The 316-nt window shown below is 65.5% G+C and carries 1 pseudogene; it reads left to right on the forward strand.

Annotated elements, in window-relative coordinates:
* Window positions 1–91 precede the first annotated feature (91 nt).
* A pseudogene (locus tag N864_RS23215) lies at window positions 92–316 on the forward strand (conjugal transfer protein TrbL); the annotation flags it as partial.

A 316-nucleotide genomic window follows, 5' to 3' on the forward strand; every position in this document is an offset into this window, starting at 1 on the left:
GTGACGCTCATCAACTTCTTCTGGGACGTGGGCCAAGCGGTGTGAGCACCCGCCCTCCTCTCACACCCCTGTCCTGTAAGGGAGGTTCGTGATGGCGCTGTGCGATATCCCCGTCATCTCCAACGTGTGCGACTCGGCCGGTGAGGCGGCCGCATCGCTGATCTCGGCCCCGTTCGACTGGTTCGCCCAGGCCGTCGGCGGCGCCGCGGGCTGGCTGCTGGAAGCGATGTGGGCGGTGTTCGACACCACCACGATGGTCGACGTCACCCAGGACGGGTACGTGTCCGTCTACAACCTGCTGTTCGGCATCGGCATC

This window comes from Intrasporangium chromatireducens Q5-1, assembly GCF_000576575.1.
In the GTDB taxonomy this organism is placed as follows: domain Bacteria; phylum Actinomycetota; class Actinomycetes; order Actinomycetales; family Dermatophilaceae; genus Intrasporangium_A; species Intrasporangium_A chromatireducens.